The sequence below is a fragment of the Mycobacterium sp. genome, assembly GCF_965277065.1.
Classification (GTDB): domain Bacteria; phylum Actinomycetota; class Actinomycetes; order Mycobacteriales; family Mycobacteriaceae; genus Mycobacterium.
Genome location: NZ_CBDIBT010000019.1, coordinates 200,646 through 215,669 on the forward strand (window position 1 = coordinate 200,646; position 15,024 = coordinate 215,669).

12 protein-coding genes are annotated in these 15,024 nt (G+C 65.7%); 2 read left to right on the plus strand and 10 right to left on the minus strand.

Annotation, left to right across the window (positions count from 1 at the left end; translation table 11 throughout):
• Nucleotides 1-1,036: 1,036 nt before the first annotated feature.
• From ACQY5A_RS18130 to ctaD, 8 genes are all read right to left on the minus strand, one after another.
• Nucleotides 1,037-2,245, minus strand: a complete 1,209-nt coding sequence (locus tag ACQY5A_RS18130; protein ID WP_428343222.1) for a THUMP-like domain-containing protein — start codon at nucleotides 2,243-2,245, stop codon at nucleotides 1,037-1,039.
• On the minus strand, nucleotides 2,203-3,171 hold the full coding sequence (locus ACQY5A_RS18135; protein ID WP_428341732.1) for a class I SAM-dependent methyltransferase: 969 nt from the start codon (nucleotides 3,169-3,171) through the stop codon (nucleotides 2,203-2,205). Before ACQY5A_RS18135 ends, ACQY5A_RS18130 begins: the two co-directional genes overlap by 43 nt.
• Nucleotides 3,172-3,210: 39 nt before the next feature.
• Nucleotides 3,211-5,310 (minus strand): cellulase family glycosylhydrolase, encoded by a 2,100-nt coding sequence (locus tag ACQY5A_RS18140; RefSeq protein ID WP_428341733.1) that lies wholly within the window; start codon nucleotides 5,308-5,310, stop codon nucleotides 3,211-3,213.
• A gap of 45 nt (nucleotides 5,311-5,355) precedes the next feature.
• Nucleotides 5,356-6,114 carry an enoyl-CoA hydratase gene (locus ACQY5A_RS18145; protein ID WP_428341734.1) on the minus strand — a complete coding sequence of 253 codons (759 nt, stop codon included), beginning with the start codon at nucleotides 6,112-6,114 and terminating at the stop codon, nucleotides 5,356-5,358.
• Nucleotides 6,102-6,920 (minus strand): NUDIX hydrolase, encoded by an 819-nt coding sequence (locus ACQY5A_RS18150; RefSeq protein ID WP_428341735.1) that lies wholly within the window; start codon nucleotides 6,918-6,920, stop codon nucleotides 6,102-6,104. The genes ACQY5A_RS18145 and ACQY5A_RS18150 overlap by 13 nt, the downstream gene beginning before the upstream one ends.
• A complete protein-coding gene (locus ACQY5A_RS18155; RefSeq protein ID WP_428341736.1) occupies nucleotides 6,917-7,759 on the minus strand; it encodes an ABC transporter ATP-binding protein in 843 nt (280 codons plus the stop codon). Before ACQY5A_RS18155 ends, ACQY5A_RS18150 begins: the two co-directional genes overlap by 4 nt.
• Before the next feature lie 109 nt (nucleotides 7,760-7,868).
• Nucleotides 7,869-9,104: a phosphoserine phosphatase SerB gene (gene serB, locus ACQY5A_RS18160; protein WP_428343223.1), complete on the minus strand. Its 1,236-nt coding sequence runs from the start codon at nucleotides 9,102-9,104 to the stop codon at nucleotides 7,869-7,871.
• Nucleotides 9,105-9,129: 25 nt separating this feature from the next.
• Complete coding sequence (gene ctaD / locus ACQY5A_RS18165) at nucleotides 9,130-10,875, minus strand: aa3-type cytochrome oxidase subunit I (RefSeq protein WP_428341737.1); 1,746 nt, start codon at nucleotides 10,873-10,875, stop codon at nucleotides 9,130-9,132.
• A 185-nt stretch (nucleotides 10,876-11,060) separates the two neighbouring features.
• Between ctaD and ACQY5A_RS18170 the strand changes: the two genes are divergently transcribed.
• On the plus strand, nucleotides 11,061-12,161 hold the full coding sequence (locus ACQY5A_RS18170) for an ABC transporter substrate-binding protein (protein ID WP_428343224.1): 1,101 nt from the start codon (nucleotides 11,061-11,063) through the stop codon (nucleotides 12,159-12,161).
• Nucleotides 12,162-12,273: 112 nt separating this feature from the next.
• Nucleotides 12,274-13,314: an NAD(P)-dependent alcohol dehydrogenase gene (locus ACQY5A_RS18175; RefSeq protein WP_428341738.1), complete on the plus strand. Its 1,041-nt coding sequence runs from the start codon at nucleotides 12,274-12,276 to the stop codon at nucleotides 13,312-13,314.
• Between the two features lies 1 nt (nucleotide 13,315).
• Here the strand turns inward: ACQY5A_RS18175 and ACQY5A_RS18180 are convergent, their stop codons facing one another.
• Nucleotides 13,316-13,669: a DUF3349 domain-containing protein gene (locus ACQY5A_RS18180; RefSeq protein WP_428341739.1), complete on the minus strand. Its 354-nt coding sequence runs from the start codon at nucleotides 13,667-13,669 to the stop codon at nucleotides 13,316-13,318.
• A 251-nt stretch (nucleotides 13,670-13,920) separates the two neighbouring features.
• Nucleotides 13,921-14,754 (minus strand): PE-PPE domain-containing protein, encoded by an 834-nt coding sequence (locus ACQY5A_RS18185; protein WP_428341740.1) that lies wholly within the window; start codon nucleotides 14,752-14,754, stop codon nucleotides 13,921-13,923.
• Between the last annotated feature and the right edge of the window lie 270 nt (nucleotides 14,755-15,024).

Consider the following 15,024-nt stretch of genomic DNA (forward strand, 5'->3'; position numbering starts at 1 on the left):
TGATATCTCGAGCCACCAGTATTGCGGGCTCCGGCAGACACGCGTTTTGTAGGCTTTCGATCGGATCCAGCGGTGACAGGTATGGTTTGGGCGCACGTCACCTCGAGTGGCGGCAAAGGTCTGACAGCGCAATACAAGCGATCGCGCCGGATTCCGTCCGCGCCCGCGAACCGCTTGACTGACTCTTCGGAACTTCGCTAAGGGTCACACACGTAGCGCCGGTTGACACGACGCTGTTTTGAAGAAATCGTTGTTACGAGTCTGAACGACGCGTACTCAACGGTGCGTGGACCGACGGCCGGGGCGGTTGCACGCCGGCCTGCGGGTTCGTTCGCAGCCGTTTCCCTGTTGCACAACCAGCTCGCTGGCGCCGGAGACCGACGCGTCCGTAGTGCCTGAAGCGGCGTTGACGACGCTATATGCGGCGACGTCCGGGGTCAGTGACACTGTCGCGCTGATCACGAAGCCCGCAGCCAGCAAGCTCAGTCGAGCGATGCGATGAGAGTTCATCGATGAACTTCCTTTCGCCGACGGCCTGGTCGGCAGCGTGGAATTCGTCGTCACAACGTCTACGGATCAAGGGTAGGGCAGGAACTTTGTTAAAACCAGGTTACCTGACAAATGTTCACGAGTTAGCAAGCTCGGATGCTGGTGTCGCGCCTGAAACACCGTCACGTGCAGGCAAGGGTCGGGGAATGATGCCGCGCGTAGGTAGCTATTGACGCTGCTGGCAAATCCACGAAGCACCGGTCCCGGCGGGCTCGCGTTTTTTTCTGAACGTGAACCCGCCCGGAAATCGGTGGCTACCGGCGGTCTCGAACCGTCGGTAGTCGCGCGGCCGGGGGCGGCGGAGCCGCAGCAACCACATCATGTCCCGGTGATGCTTAGCTGCAGCCGTGCCAACCCCCGGCGCGCTGAGATCAGTCTGCGGCTCGAGCGCGGTGCAGTTCATGGGGAGATTTCCCTATTTTTCCCGGATCGCCCCCGTGCCCGAGCCTGTGACGCGTCGGGGGCGGTTGCCGACCCGTTCGGGTCCTCAGCGCGACGGACGGCAGACAAACGCAATGCCCCGGGCCGCTGTGCCCCTGCCGATCCGGGTGATAACGGTGCTCAGTGCCTGACTGCCGCGCAACACCATCCGCCGGCGCAACGCGTCGGGGTCGACGTCAACGCCGCGGATCAGGATCTCCAACGCCCCGCAGTCCAGCGTCGCCAAGGCCTGACGCAAGCGGCGCTCGTCGAACGGGAGTCGCTCGATAACCTCGAATCCGCGGACACCGGAGGGCAATCGATCTCCCGACAGGTAGGCGATGTTCGGGTCGAGTTGCCACAGCCCGTGCCGCGCGGCGAAGTGACGCACCAGACCGGCTCGCACGACCGCGCCGTCGGGGTCGACGATCCATCGACCCGCGTCGCGGACCTCGCACTCGTCCGGATCGGCGTCGGTGATCTGTTCGCCCGGATCCAGGATGCTGGCCCGCCGGCGCACGCCCGGCTCGGCCAGGCCCGACGACCACAGACACGCCTCTCGCACCGAGCCGCGATAGGAGATCACCTCGATCTCACCGTCGAAGCCGAGCCGGGTCACCGCGTCGAAATCGATTCCAGGCGCACACTTCACCACCACATCACGGCCCCGGTATGCCTTGAACAGATCGTCGAGTGCAGGCTGGTAATCGCGCGGATCGAAACGTCTTCGACCGCCGCTGCGTCGCGCCGGGTCGGCCACCGCCACCGCGTCACGGGTCACCGGATGCAGCGCGTCGGCGCGGCACAAACCGACGGCGTCGCCCAGGTTGTGCCGCGCCATCGCCAGCCGCACCGGGTCGATGTCGCTGCCGACCAGCCCAGCCGCCGAGCCGCGCAGCGCGGCCAGCTCGGTACCGACAGAGCAGGTCACATCGTGAACCACCCTGCCGCTCAACCGCTTCGATCGATGCAGCGCGACCGGTGCCGCGCTGGCTTGCTGCAGCGCTTCATCGGTGAACAGCCAGTCGCGGGTACCCGGCAGCCCGGCAAGCTTCGCCTCCGCACGGCGACGCAGCAACACCGTCTCCACCAACACCGGCGTCCGGTCGCCGAATTGCTTTCGCAACCGGGCGATCTCGGCGACGCGGTCGGTCAACGGAACGGCCCCGACCACAGCCAGTGCGGCCGATCCCTCGTCGGACGTCAGGTAGGCGACGTCGTCGAGACCGAAATTCAGGACGGCTTGACCCCGGTGATCTCGACGTTGTAGAACCAGCCCTTGGGCACCACGTGCCGCCACACATTGCCGTCGGCCCAGCTCAGCAGCTTCCAGCTGTTGAACGCGAAGTGGGCCCACCCCCAGCCCAGCTTGTCCGGCGGTACCGCGTACTCGAAGGTCCGAAGCGGCCAGCCGAGCATCGCCGCGGTGAACTCGACGGTGGCGGTATCGACGTCGACGGCGCCGGCGGCGCGGGCCATCTTCTCCAGGTCGGACGGGTCGAAGGTGTGCAGATCAACGATCGACTCCAGCGCCGCAGCGCGCGAGGACTCGTCGAGCTCGGCTTGCGGACGCCGCCAACTGTCCAGCCCGGGCAACTTGGTGACATTGGTCGCGACCCGCCACGTCAACGTCGACAGCGTGCGCGCGTAGCTGTTGCCCACGGTGGTCGGTTCGCCGGCGAACACGAACCGGCCGCCGGGCCGCAGCACGCGGAGCACCTCACGCAATGTGAGCTCCACGTCCGGAATGTGGTGCAGCACAGCGTGCCCGACGACCAGGTCGAAGGAATCGTCGTCGTAGGGGATGCGCTCGGCGTCGGCGACCCGGCCGTCGATGTCGAGCCCCAGCGCCTGTCCGTTGCGGGTGGCGACTTTGACCATGCCCGGCGACAGGTCGGTGACCGAGCCGCGTCGGGCCACCCCGGACTGGATCAGGTTCAGCAGGAAGAAGCCACTGCCGCAGCCCAGCTCGAGGGCGTTGTCGTAGGGTAGCCGGTGGATCTCGTCGTCGGGGACGACGCTGTTGAAGCAGTTCCGGGCGTAGTCGATGCACCGCTGGTCATAGGAGATCGACCATTTCTCGTCGTAGTTCTCCGCTTCCCAGTCGTGATAGAGCACCTGGGCCAGTTTGCTGTCGTAGCGGGCGGCCTCGACCTGCTCAGCGGTGGCGTGCGGTTGCGGCGCCGGGTCGGTACTGGTCATGGTCGACCAGCCTAACCGAGCGGCTCACGGGTGTTCTCGTCATGTTCCGGCAGCGCGGACGGTGACGGTCACCGCGCTGGCGCCGGCATTGGAGGCGATCACCAGCTGCGCGGCGTTGGGCGCGGACAGCACGTCGCCGCCGGTCACGCTGACCTGGTAGCCGTTCGGAAACTCGACGGTCGGTATCGAGATGGTGGTCTGCGAACCGGCCGCGAAGGTGCCCAAACCATTGGCCTGGTCGGTGGAGTAGCTGAACTGCAAGGTGCCGTTGTCGAACGAGTAGGAGGTCGGGATGCCTGAGATCGCCTGTGGGTGCGGCTCAACCAGAGTCTCCAGGTTGGCGGTATTGACGTTGGCGCCGACCGGCGGATCCATCGGGTTGTAGACCAGGGACTCCGACCCCGGCGGATTCGCGCTGGTGCTGATGTCGCCTTGGCCGGAGTAGGCCCACTCCGTCCACCCGATGAGGTGTTGGTCGGCGCCCTGCATCGGCGCCAGGATCTGCGCTTGGTCGCTGGTCGCGCCGAACTCGGTCATGAATGCCGGAATCCCATGCTCTTGCGCCTCGAGAAAACTCTCGGCATTGCCCACGATGCCGCTGACGCTCGGTATGCATCCGAGCGGGCCGAGGTCGAATTCGCAGTAGTCGTGGAACGACAGCACGGTGTTGGAGGCGTCCACCGTGCCCAGATCGGTCGGTATACCCGCGTTGGACAGCACGTTGGGTTCGAAGAAAATCGGTGTGCTGGGGTCGACCGCCCGGATCGCGGCGGCGCCCTGGTCGTAGAACGGGGTCAGCTGCTGGCTGTCGAAAAACGGGTTGCCGAACAGGGTCGGCAGGAACGACGCCACGCCCGGCGACGGCTCGTTCATCAGCTCGAAGCCGGCCACGTTGGAGTTGCCGTTGAAGGCACTGCCGACGTACTCGAGCATCTGGCTGTAATTGTTCTCCAAGCCAATTCCGTTAGGAGCGTTGGCATTCGACCAGAACGATTCCCAGGCCTGCTGCTCCGCGGGATTGAAGAACTCGTTGTACGGGAAGGGCAGCGACGGGTCGGCCACCCCGTCGGTCTGCACCGCCCAATCGGGCGCGCCTTCGCCGCCGAACGCGGTGCTGTAGGCGTCTTGGTGGAAGTCGATGATGCTGTAGATGCCGTGGTTGCCCAGGGTTTGGACGGTCTGCTCGATCGAGTTCAGGTAGCCGCTGTCGAAGACGCCGGGGTTGGGCTCCAGGTCGGACCAGATCACGCCCACCCGGACCGCGTTGAAGCCGTTTGCGGCCAGAAACGCCGCGTCGTCGTCGCCGAACCCGCTGGTCGCCGGGTCGCCGGTGGCAACCTTGTACACATCGTTGAGCCCGTGCAGCAAGACGACCTCACCGTCGCTGTTGGTCAGCCAGCCGCCGGACCCCCCGAGCGGCAGCAGCGAACCTTCCGGGTCGGCTGTCGGACCTTCGGGCAGCGTGCCGAAGTCACCGACCATGCCGTGCTCGCCGTACGTCCCGGCATTGCCGCCGGCCCCGCCGAGCGCGGGCAGGCCGGTAGCCGTGGCGCCCGCGCCCGCGTTCCCGCCGTCACCGCCGATGCCGAATAGCGAGCCAGCGTCCCCGCCGTCGCCGCCCGCAGCGCCTGCACCACCCAATCCCCCGTCGCCGCCGTTGCCGAAGAAACCCTCGGCATCGCCGCCGGAGCCTCCCATGAAGCCGGCTTCAGTGCTGTCCCAGCCGTTGCCGCCGTCGCCGAGCCACACGCCGCCGTCACCGCCGTTGGGGTCGCCCATTGTGCCGTCGACACCGTTGCCGATCAGGAACTGCCCCGACACCGTGTTCAGCAGATGGTCGACCTGCTCACCGAACGAGCTGTTGATCCAGCTCTCGACGGCGACGTGTAGCGGATCGTAGACGTATTGCTGGAAAAGCGGTGCCGCAGAGAGCGTTTCGGCGCCCGTAGCGCTCGCCGCAAGCGCCTGATCGACGGCGTGATCGGTGAGTTCGGCGGTGCTGGCGGTGACGACGAGGTCGCTGAGCACATCGCCGAGGCCGAAGTCGTCCGCGCGAGCGACCGGCGCGGAAAACACCGACACACCCGCGACCGCAGTTGCACAGATACCGGCGGCCATGCCGCATCTCCGGAAGATCATCGCGACCTCCAAGGACGCCGACGCCGATGTGAGCCAGCCCATACTCTAAGTCGGTCGGGCCGTCGATCGTCGCGAATTGGCGTCGAATACCTCCAGGTAGCGGCGGCGTTCGGCGGCCCATCGTTCCGCCGGAGCAAGCCGGTAGAGATCGTCGATGCCAGCCTTGGCGGCGGCGAGGGCAGCGCGAGGCGCGTCCACGAAACGGCTCGCCCACGCCGCCGCGGCGTCGTACACGCCATCGGGGGCCACCATCTCGTCGATCAGCCCCAGCTCCCTGGCCCCTTCGGCGTCGAGGAACCGGCCGCTGTACACCAGTTCCTTGGCCCTGCTGGTCCCGACCGTGCGGGCCAGGCGGGCCGTGCCGTCGCCGTCGGGAACCAGCCCGGCCAGGATTTCCGTCGCGCCGAACCGGACGTTGTCGCCACTCACCCGCCAGTCGGCGGCCAGCGCCAGACCCAGGCCAGCCCCCAGCGCGTATCCGGTGATCGCGGCGACGGTCGGCTTGGGGATCGCTGCGACCGCGTCGACGGCCGCGCGGTGCACCAGTAGCCAGCTCTCGGCTTCCGTCGGCGTCAACGTGCGTAGCTGGGGCATGTCGTCGCCCGCGGAGAAGATCTCATGGCCGCCGAAGAGGATGACGGCGGCGATGTCGTCGTGCCGACTCACCTCGGCCGCGGCCTGCTCGATCTCCCGGTAGACCTGCCGGGTCAGCGCGTTGGTCGGCGGCCGCGAAAGCACCAGCGTCCCGACCCCTGGATGGTCTGGGTCCAGGTGGACGCTGACGAACTCGCTCAATGCCGCCACTTGAGTCCGCCCGCTTTGCGGGCACGGTGATAGCGGTCAGAGTCAAAGAACTCGAAAATCCAGTTGTCGCCGTCGATTTCGACGTTCGGCTGGACGGCGACGATCTGACGCTCGACCCCCAGTACGTCGGCGACCGAGCGCCCGATCAGCGAGTCCAGCTGCGTCCATGTCGGCGGCAGCAGAAAGCAGCGGCCGGCTTCGAATTCGGCCACAGCGGCCCGCGGCGTAGCCCACTCGGCACGGTCGGACTCGGTGTTGTCGCCGTCGGCGCGCTGTCCCTCGGGCAGTACACCGACGAAGAAATAGGTGTCGTAGCGGCGGGTGCGCTCAGCCTCCGGCGTCACCCAATTGGCCCAGGGCCGAAGCAGATCGGCCCGCAGCACCAAGTTTTCCCGGCTCAGGAAATCGGCGAACGACAGCGTCCGATCAGCGAGCGCCCGGCGGGATTCGCGGTACACCGACGCGTCGCTGACGATGCCGCTCGGGTCGTCGGCCGGACCGGCGAACAGCACACCGCATTCCTCGAAGGTCTCGCGGGCCGCGGCGCACACCAGTGCCTCGGCCAAGTCGGTGTCGGTGCCGAACCGCTGCGCCCACCACTGCGGCGGCGGCCCGGCCCACGCGATCTCGGCGTTGCGGTCGCGGTCGTCGACGCCGCCGCCGGGGAACACCACTGTCCCGGCGGCGAATTCCATTCCGGCATGCCGTCGCATCAGGAAGACCGAGATGTCGTCGGGGTCTTGCCGTAACAGCATCACGGTCGCGGCCGGCCGCACCGGTAGCGGTACGAACATGTCGTCAGTCATGAGCGCCTCCGATGTGCCGCGCGGGTGCGGGTGCGACGGGCGAAGTAACGCCCGTCGATCACGTCCACATCGATCGACTGGCCGAACGCCGCGGACAAGTTCCCTGCGGTCAGCACATCGGACAGCAGGCCCGCCGCGACGATCCGGCCCTCCGACAGCAGCATGCAGTGGCTGAAGCCGGGCGGAATCTCTTCGACGTGATGGGTGACCAGGACCAGTGCGGGCGCGTCGGGATCGGCGGCCAGGTCGGCCAACCGCGCCACCAGCTCTTCGCGCCCGCCCAGGTCGAGACCGGCGGCGGGCTCGTCGAGCAGCAGCAGCTCGGGGTCGGTCATCAGCGCGCGGGCGATCAGGATCCGCTTGCGCTCGCCCTCGGACAACGTCTCGTAGCGGCGGTCAGCGAGATGCTCGGCGCCGAGGCTTTCCAACATGTCGACGGCGCGGTGGTAGTCGACGTCTTCGTAGCGTTCCCGCCAGCGACCCAGCACCGCATAGCCGGCCGAAACGACCAGGTCGCGGACCACCTCGTTGCCCGGAATACGTTGTGCCACTGCCGATGAACTCAAACCCACCCGCGAGCGCAGCTCGGACATGTCGACCCGGCCGAGCCGTTCCCCCAGCACGTAGGCCACCCCGGACGTGGGATGCTCGGCGGCGGCGGCGATGCGTAGCAACGATGTCTTGCCGGCGCCGTTGGCCCCGATGATCACCCAGCGTTCGTCGAGCTCGACCGACCAGGTCACCGGCCCGACCAGGGTGTGGCCATCGCGGCGCAAGGACACGTCGGTGAAGTCGAGCAGCAGGTCGGGGTCGACTGTCTCACGCGTGTCGTCGGCCACCCGACCATCGTGCCGTACCGCGACGCCACGAGGTCGCCCACCCCGGCGAGCAGCCGCAGAATCGCACACGGATGGCGCGTACCACACGATTCCGCGTCTGCTCGGCCAGCTATTGGGGCGGGATCTCGATGCGGCTCACCACGCCGTCGAGCGCGTCCGCCGCCTCGATCTCACCGCGCGTCACGCCGAGCAGGAACAGCACCGTATCCAGATAGGGGTAGCTCAGCGACGCGTCAGCGACCTTGCGCAGTACGGGCTTGGCGTTGAACGCGATGCCCAGCCCCGCCGCGGACAGCATGTCGATGTCGTTGGCGCCGTCGCCGACCGCCACCGTCTGTGCCATCGGAACTCCGGCCTGACTCGCAAAGTCGCGCAGCGCCTTGGCTTTCCCGGCACGGTCGACGATTTCACCGACGACCCGCCCGGTGAGCTTGCCGTCGGCGACCTCCAACACATTCGCGGCGACGAAGTCCAGCATCAGCTCGTCTGCCAACGGTTGAATGACCTGCCGGAAACCACCGGAGACCACCCCCACGTGATAACCCAGCCGGCGCAACGTACGGATGGTGGTGCGCGCCCCGGCGGTCAGCTCCACGTCGTCGGCCACCTCGTCGAGTACCTCCGCGGGTAGACCGGCCAGCGTTTCGACCCGCTGGTGCAGCGACTCGGCGAAGTCCAGTTCGCCCCGCATGGCCGCGTCGGTAATCGCGGCGACAGCCTCTTCGGCACCCGCGCGTGCCGCGAGCATCTCGATGACTTCCTGCTGAATCAGCGTCGAGTCGACGTCGAACACGATGAGCCGCTTGGCTCTTCGCGCGATGCTGTAATCCTCCAGCGCGACGTCGACGCCCACGTCGGCGGCGACCCGCGTCAGCACTTCCTGCAGCTGTCCCCCACCACCCGCCGGTACCGACACCCGCAACTCGAGGCCGGTGACCGGATAGTCGGAGACGCCGCGGATCAGGTCGATGTTGACGCCCAGCGCGGCGACCTCGCGCGCCACGGCGCCGAACGCCTCGGCGGTGATCGGACGACCCAGCACCATGATCGTGTGCGTCGAGGGCTCCCGGATGATTCGCAGATCGTCGCTGCGTTCGATGCTGACGTCCAACCCGACCGAGTGGATCGCCGCCTCGACCTCATCCCGAAAAGCCTTGCCCTCAACGACTTCCACCGGCGCGGTCACCAACACACCCAACGTCAGCCGGGCTCGGATCACCACCTGCTCGACGTTGAGCAATTCGACCCGGTACCCCGAGAGGACTTCGAAGAGCGCAGATGTCACACCGGGCTTGTCGTGGCCGGTGACGGTGATCAGCGCCGACACCTTGCGGGGCGTAGTCACCCCAGATAGCCGCCGCGAGAAGCGATCACGAACGAACTTGAACGTCGTCCGCCCGGGTGACGTCACCGTCCGACGGTCCGTGCGACCGGCCCACGTGGGCTTCGGCTCGGATCCGTTCGATCATGTGCGGGTAGTGCAGCTCGAACGCGGGGCGCTCCGAGCGGATACGCGGCAACTCGGTGAAGTTGTGCCGCGGCGGCGGGCAACTGGTGGCCCACTCCAGCGAGTTGCCGTAACCCCATGGGTCGTCGACGGTGACCACTTCGCCGTATCGCCAGCTCTTGAAGACGTTCCAGACGAACGGAATCATCGATATGCCGAGGATGAAGGCGCCGACCGTGGACACGACGTTGTAGGGCTGGAACCCGTCGGTGGGCAGGTAGTCCGCATACCGACGAGGCATTCCGAGGTCGCCCAACCAGTGCTGGACCAGGAACGTCGTGTGGAATCCGATGAACGTCAACCAGAAGTGCAGCTTGCCCAGGCGCTCGTCGAGTAGGCGGCCGGTCATCTTCGGGAACCAGAAATATGTGCCGGCAAAGGTGGCGAACACGATGGTGCCGAACAGCACGTAGTGGAAGTGCGCCACAACGAAATAGGTTTCAGTCACTTCGAAGTCAAGGGGCGGGCTGGCCAGCAGCACTCCGGTCAGGCCGCCCAGCAGGAACGTCACCAGGAAGCCGATCGAGAACAGCATCGGCGTCTCGAAGGTCAACTGCCCCTTCCACATCGTCCCGACCCAGTTGAAGAACTTGATCCCGGTGGGTACCGCGATCAGGTAGGTCATGAACGAGAAGAACGGCAGCAGAACCGCGCCGGTGGCGTACATGTGGTGCGCCCACACCGCTACCGACAGCGCGGCGATCGACAGCGTCGCGTAGACCAGCGTGGTGTATCCGAAGATCGGCTTGCGGGAAAACACCGGGAAGATTTCGGTCACGATGCCGAAGAACGGCAGCGCGACGATGTACACCTCGGGGTGACCGAAGAACCAGAACAGGTGCTGCCACAACAGGACGCCGCCGTTAGACGGGTCATAGATGTGCGCGCCCAGATGCCGGTCGGCTGCGAGCCCGAACAGCGCCGCGGTCAGCAGCGGGAACGCCAGCAAAATCAGGACGGACGTCACCAGGATGTTCCAGGTGAAGATCGGCATCCGGAACATGGTCATGCCAGGCGCTCGCATGCAGACCACGGTGGTGATCATGTTGACCCCACCAAGGATGGTGCCCAGACCGGCGATGATCAGACCCATGATCCACAGGTCGCCGCCCGCGCCGGGTGAGTGAACGGCAGAGTTCAGCGGGCTGTAGGCAGTCCAGCCGAAGTCGGCGGCGCCGCCGGGAGTGATGAAGCCCGCAATAGCAATCAAGGCGCCGAATAGGAACAGCCAGTACGAGAAGGCGTTCAGTCGGGGGAACGCCACGTCGGGCGCGCCGATCTGCAGCGGCAGCACCAGGTTCGCGAAACCGAACACGATCGGCGTCGCATAGAGCAGCAGCATGATCGTGCCGTGCATGGTGAACAGCTGGTTGTACTGCTCGTTGGACAGGAACTGCAGTCCAGGCGCTGCCAACTCGGTACGCATCAGCAATGCCATCAGGCCACCGATGAAGAACATGACGAAGCAGGTGACCACGTACATGATCCCGATCAGTTTGTGATCGGTGGTGGTGATGAGCTTGTAGACCAGGTTGCCTTTGGGGCCTGTTCGAGGCGGGTACGGGCGACTAGCCTCGAGTTCTCCCAGCGGGGGCGCTTCGGCAGTCAAGAGCTCCTCCAAATGTCGAGCAGGGCAACCGCGATCAATTGTGGCTGAGTCTAGCCGTCGAACGGGCGCACCGGCGGACAGGTCCTACAAACTGTCGTAATAGGCCGGTGAACACGTTTACCCGGCCACACCGCGTGCTCGCCGGAGTCGGCTTCACCTGGCCAGATGTTAACGTCGGACCCGTGTTGCTCAGGGGTGTTCGACCCGCTCTCGCTGCTGCCGCCGTGGCAACAATCTGCGCCGCCGCCTGCAGTGGCTGCGGCTCCCCCTCGTCCGGGGGCAGCGCCGCGCAGTCGGCCTTGATCATCACCAGCACCACCCAGATCGCCGGCGCGGGAGTCCTGGGCAACCAGCGCCGACCCGACGAGTCGTGCGCTCCGGAACCGGCCGCCCCCGATCCCGGTCCATCGCCGCGACCCGCGCACAACGCGGCCGGGGTTCAGCCCGACATTGCCGAGGTTCCTGATGAGCCGCAGCGAATCGTCGTGCTTTCCGGCGACCAACTCGACGCGCTGTGCGCGCTGGGACTCCAGTCGCGCATCGTCGCGGCCGCACTAGGTGATGGCTCGTCGCACCAGCCGTCATACCTGGGCACCGTCATCCACAGGCTGCCCAACGTGGGCACCCCCAGCAACCCCGACCTCGGCGCGATCAAAGCCGCCAAGCCCGATCTGATCCTCGGCTCGCAAGCCCTGACACCGAAGCTGTATCCGGCGTTGGCCGCTGTCGCGCCGACGGTGTTCACTGGATCGCCCGGCGCCGCGTGGCAGGACAACCTACGCGGGGTGGCCGAGGCGACCGCACGCGCCGACGCCGCGAACGACCTGATCGACCGCTTCACCACCAAAGCCCACGACGACGGCGCCGCGCACGACGCCGCCCACTACCAGGCATCGGTCGTGCAGTTCACCGAGAACGCGGTGCGGATCTACGGCGCCGACAACTTCCCGGGCAGCGTATTGACCGCGGTTGGCGTGGATCGCCCTGCGGCTCAACGCTTTACCAACAAGCCCTATGTCGAGGCGGCTAGCACCGACAACGACCTGGCGGGCAATGCGAACTTCTCAGCGGCCGACGCCGACGTGATCTATGTGTCGTTCGATTCCCCCGAAGCCAAGGACCGCGCCCCGACCGTCTTCGAGAGCGACGCGTGGCGCAAGTTGTCGGCCACGCACGACAATCGCGTCTTCGTGGTCAACAACGAGATCTGGCAGACCGGCGGGGGCGTGGTCGCCGCCCGCGGCATCATCGACGACTTGCGCTTTCTCAACGCTCCGATCAACTAGCCGGCGGTGTGAAGTCGCACGCACCCAGCGAAATACATAGCTTATCTATACTAGGCTCGAGGCCGTTCACTAGAATCGATACGAAACCAAGCGCACCGAAGAGGACTTACTGATGAGCACTGTTTCCGCTTACGCCGCCACCGAAAAGTCGGGGCACCTGAGCAAGACCACGATCGAGCGCCGCGATCCCGGCCCGCACGACATTGCCATCGACATCAAGTTCGCTGGAATCTGCCACTCCGACATCCACACCGTCAAAGCCGAATGGGGCATGCCCAACTACCCGGTGGTGCCCGGCCACGAAATCGCCGGAGTCGTCACCGCGGTCGGCTCAGACGTCAGCAAGCACAAGGTCGGCGACCACGTCGGCGTCGGGTGCATGGTGAACTCCTGCGGCCACTGCAGCAGCTGCACGGCCGGCCTCGAGCAATACTGCAAAAACGGCGCAACGTTCACCTACAACGCCACCGACAAAGACGGCACACCGACGCAAGGCGGGTACAGCCAGGCGGTCGTCGTCAACGAGAACTTCGTGGTGCGGATCCCCGACTCGATCCCGTTGGACCTCGCGGCTCCCCTGCTGTGCGCGGGAATCACACTGTTCTCGCCCCTGCGGCATTGGAAGGCCGGCGCTGACACCCGGCTGGCGATCATCGGGCTCGGCGGGCTCGGGCACGTGGGCGTCAAGCTCGGTGCCGCGATGGGCGCCGATGTCACGGTGCTCTCGCAGTCGCTGAAGAAGATGGAAGACGGTCTGCGGCTGGGCGCCAAGCACTACTACGCCACCGCCGACAAGCACACCTTCAAGACGCTGCGGAACAGCTTCGACCTCATCCTGAACACCGTTTCGGCGAACCTGGACCTCGGCGCCTACCTGGGCCTGCTGGACGTCGACGGCACGCTGGTCGAACTGGGCATCCCCGAGCACCCGATGGAGGTGCCGGCGTTCCCGCTGGCGCTGGCACGCCGCAGCCTGTCCGGTTCCAACATCGGCGGCATTGCCGAAACGCAAGAGATGCTGGACTTCTGCGCCGAGCACGACGTGACGCCCGAAATCGAAGTCATCGAGGCCTCATACGTCAACGAAGCCTACGAGCGGGTACTGGCCAGCGACGTGCGCTACCGCTTCGTGATCGACATCTCAACTCTGTGAGTTAGCCCCCGAGGCCGGCCGTCGTGCCGGCTTGGTCGTTGATCCCGGACAACGGCCAGCCGGCGGCGGCCAGCCTGGCGGCTACCCGCGCGATGTTTTCCGGGCCCGCGTCGTAGTGCGTCATGTCGGAGATGAAGTCCGCGATCACATCACGGTTGACGTTGCCGTTCGACAACTCTTCCTCGTCGATCGAGTCGACGACCTCGGTGATCTCTTCCTCACTGAGCGGTGTGCTGCGCAGCAGTGCCAGCAACGCGATGCGGTCCGGCCCGGGAACACCTTCGGGGTAGCCGACCTGCAGCCATGCGATGACCGAGCGAAAGAAGTTGGCCGCGGAAGCTGGTGTTATCGCCACGCGACCAGTGTCGTGGTTGCGGGCTGAACGTCGCCACCGTCCAGCCCGACTACCGTCCACAATTCACGAGCCGTTCATTCTCCGACGAGCGGGCGTACCCGAATGTGCGCGCGAACCGCGCGATCGAAACCCCGCCGGTAGACGGCTCCACGACCCTGGAATCTGCACGTCGGCACCACCCGAGATAGGCCGTGAAGCGGCCGATCGCCGTATTTAGCGCGCATCCCGCGCGGAAACTCAGGAAGCCGTCGTCATTGCCCGGTCCACACGTTGATAAACGCGTCGAACAGCTCCGGGAAGGTGAGAGTCGGTATGTCGTGAACAGTTGTCAATCCCTCGGCTACCGTTGTGGCCGAATTGACCTCGGCTTGTGTCAATCCGAGATAGGCCTCGTGGAGTCCCAAACCGAGCAAGATCTGCTCCCAGGTCGAGCCAATCGTGGTGGGCTGCGCCCAGATGTCGCCGTCGATGTTGTACACCTCGGTCGGGTACAGATTGTCGGGGACGCCCGTCGGGTTGGCACCGAGCATCACGAACCGTAAAGCGTCTTCGGGGATTTTGTCGACTTGGAGTTGATGTTCGGCGAGGGCTGCGATGGCGCTGCTCTGTGAGTACGTGAAGATGGTCAGCGGGTCGCTGCAGACGCCGGCGGCGTTACAGCCCATCTCGCCGGCGTTGTAGTCGGTGACGATCGCGTTGATCAGGTCGTTCTGACCGTCCAGCACGCTCGTATCGAAGGTATAGGTTTCCGGCGTAGTCAGTGCCAGCGTCGACGCGGTGGTGCCGTCGTACCCGTTCGGGTCGAGGTACAGGTGTGTCGCTTCGCTGATGTAACTAGCATTAGGTGTCGGCACGCCGGTAGCGCCCAGAACGAGTGCGTTGGTCGAGCCGGACAGAAAGTCGGCGTCGGTTGGGCCGGCCAGCGATCCGCTGGAACTAGCGGCGCTGCTCGGGCCCCCGAGCAACCAGTCGGTTATCGCGTTTTCGGCAGCGCTCCAGAAGTCGCTGTTGGCATCGGCGTTGGCCGGGCCGGCAAACGCTACCGCGGCGCTGCACAGCGCGGCGCCAAGAATCACTTTCTTCATTGCTCCCCCTCGTTTTCATAATCAGAGCTGATGCCGCCTGGCCACACTGTTAGGCAGCAATTGCGCTGTCGACGTTCCCCGGTGGCTGTCGATGAGAATCTCTCAGCCGCGATTAAGATATCGCTCAACGTTTGTGCGACATATGGAAACGGCGTCAAACTTATAGCCTTTTTTCAGCGACGATTCCATTCTGCGAGACGCATTTCTGGTGTATCTGAGAGTACTTCTGGGGTGCCTGAGGCCGGTCGAGTTTCTTTTTGCGGCTGCGGT